The 2,175-nt window shown below is 68.1% G+C and carries 4 protein-coding genes; 1 reads left to right on the top strand and 3 read right to left on the bottom strand.

Going from position 1 to position 2,175, the window contains the following annotated elements:
* The 3 genes from EOA24_RS35235 to phnG all read right to left on the bottom strand — a co-directional run.
* Positions 1-442, bottom strand: a 442-nt coding sequence (locus EOA24_RS35235) for a carbon-phosphorus lyase complex subunit PhnI (protein WP_189354505.1), incomplete at its 3' end; no start/stop codon positions are given.
* A gap of 1 nt (position 443) precedes the next feature.
* Positions 444-1,055, bottom strand: a complete 612-nt coding sequence (gene phnH / locus EOA24_RS35240; RefSeq protein ID WP_126081147.1) for a phosphonate C-P lyase system protein PhnH — start codon at positions 1,053-1,055, stop codon at positions 444-446.
* On the bottom strand, positions 1,055-1,516 hold the full coding sequence (gene phnG / locus EOA24_RS35245; protein ID WP_126081148.1) for a phosphonate C-P lyase system protein PhnG: 462 nt from the start codon (positions 1,514-1,516) through the stop codon (positions 1,055-1,057). Before phnG ends, phnH begins: the two co-directional genes overlap by 1 nt.
* Positions 1,517-1,650: 134 nt before the next feature.
* Between phnG and phnF the strand changes: the two genes are divergently transcribed.
* Positions 1,651-2,175: phosphonate metabolism transcriptional regulator PhnF (gene phnF, locus EOA24_RS35250; protein WP_245501928.1), on the top strand; the 525-nt coding region annotated here is incomplete at its 3' end.

Consider the following 2,175-nt stretch of genomic DNA (forward strand, 5'->3'; position numbering starts at 1 on the left):
CGACCGGGCGCTGCGCCGGCGTCTCGACCTCAGCGCCGGCGGCGAGCTCCGGATCGAGCAGGCGGTGGGTGTAGTCGAAGTTCGGGCCGAGCACCTGGCCGCCGGGCAGGTCCTTGTAGGTGGCCGAGATACGACGCTCGACCTGCATGGCGCCGGTATCGACCGGATTGGTGTAGCCGAAGCGTGGCAGCGTGGTGCGGTAAGCGCGCACCAGGAAGATCGCCTCGATCATGTCGCCGCGTGCTTGGACGATGGCCAGAGCCGCCAACTCGCGATCATAGAGCGAGCCTTCGCTCATCACGCGATCGACGCCGAGCGCCAGCTGCTCGACAATCTGGTCGAGGCGCAGCGCCGGCACCGAGCGGTCGCCGCGGCGGCGATCGGCCAGCAGGCGGTGGGCATTGGCAATGGCGGCTTCGCCGCCCTTCACCGCGACGTACATGTCACGCCTCCATCGTCTTGATGCGGGTCGTGCGCGGCAGGCAGGCAAGGCTGCCCGGCGCCGCCAGGATGATGTCGACGCCGCGCGGAAAACGCTGGTTGTTCTGCTTCCACTGCTCGACGAAATGGCGCGGCATGCCCCGAGGCGCGATCATCGACGTCTTTTCGATGCCGGGGCCCTCAAGCAGCAGCGACGGGCCCGAGGCGAGGTCGTCGACCAGGAGGATCAGCGTCGTCGAGCGGTCGGGATATTCCTGCGTGCCTTGCGCAAAACCGTCGAGCGCGGCCATCTCCTTCGGATTGGCGATCAAGGCGAAATGCGCGTCGGCCGGCGTGTTGGCCAAGGGCGCGCCGGTGTGGAAGCCGAACCAGGCCTTGACCGAAGCTTCCGCCTGCAGCGGCGGATCGAGCCAGATCGGTGTATCGTTGTCGCACAGCGAGAGCGCCACGGCCCCGGCCGTCGCCGACAATGGCGCCGGCGGGTGGGTGAGTTGCGGCAGGGCCTGCACGGAGCCTGGGCGCGCCATCGCGTCCATGATGGCGCGGAAGACGGTTTGCGCGTTGAAGACTGGCTCGGCGAAGCCGCCGTCGATCGATTGCGTGGCGATATCCATCAGTCCTCTCCGCGCACCATGGTGAAGAAATCCACTTTCGTGGCCGCCGTCTCGACGCGCCGCGTCTCGCGCGCCGCATCGAGCGCCGCGCGCAAAGGCGCGGCGAGCTTCGTCTCGACTGCTTCACGCTGCGGCGGGTCCTGCCACAGCGCGTCGGCGATTGCGGCGAGCCTGGCCTTGTCCTTGTCGCGGCCGAGCGCGTAGGAATGGCCGACCTGGCCGGAGGGCAGCCGCACCGTGGCGCGGGTGACGGTCGCCTCGCCGACATTGAAGGGCGCGCCGCCGCCGCCGATGCGCCCGCGTACCGTCACCAGTCCGGTCTCGGGGCCGCGCAAGAGCTCGGCCTCGGAAGGCAGGCCCGCTTCGTTCCACAGGCGCGCGATCTCATCGGCTTCGGCATGCGCCAGCGTCTCCATCAAGGCTTTCCGCCCGGCCTGCTCGCGCGCTTCCTGTCCTCGCATGGCATTCCTCCCTGCATGCGTAAAATTTGTCTATTGATATAGACAACTATACAAATTATACTTATCTGGTAACGGGAGTCCATGACGGGTGGATGACAACCCGGAAAAATGCTTGGGGGCGATGGGTGACCGGACTGGCGAGCAGCATCGAAAGGCGCAACGGCGTGTCGCTGTGGCGGCAGATCGCCGACCGGATCCTGCAGGGGATCGCGAGCGGCGACTTCGCCGAGAACGCGGCGCTGCCGCCCGAAGTCGCGCTGGCGGAACGCTACGGCGTCAACCGCCACACGGTGCGTAGCGCCATTGCAGCACTGGTGCAGGAAGGCGTGTTGAAGGCCGAGCAGGGCCGCGGCACCTTCGTCCTGTCGCGCAAGCGGCTGTCCTATCCGATCGGCGCGCGCACGCGCTTCTCGACCGGGCTGCAGGGGCAGACGAGCGAGCGGCATATTGCGCTGTTGTCGTCCTCGACGGAGCCGGCCAGCCGGCGCATCGCCGAGGCGCTGGGCCTTGCCAAGGGCGCGGCCGTCATCCGGCTGGAGACGCGCGGCGAGGCCGACGGTCAAGCGGTGTCGCGCGCGACGACCTGGTTCGACGCCAAGCGCTTCGCCGGCATCGAGGCGGCAATGGCGGAAACGGGATCGATCACCGCCTCGCTGAAG

The sequence above is a fragment of the Mesorhizobium sp. M2A.F.Ca.ET.039.01.1.1 genome (genome assembly GCF_003998035.1).
Lineage (GTDB): Bacteria > Pseudomonadota > Alphaproteobacteria > Rhizobiales > Rhizobiaceae > Mesorhizobium.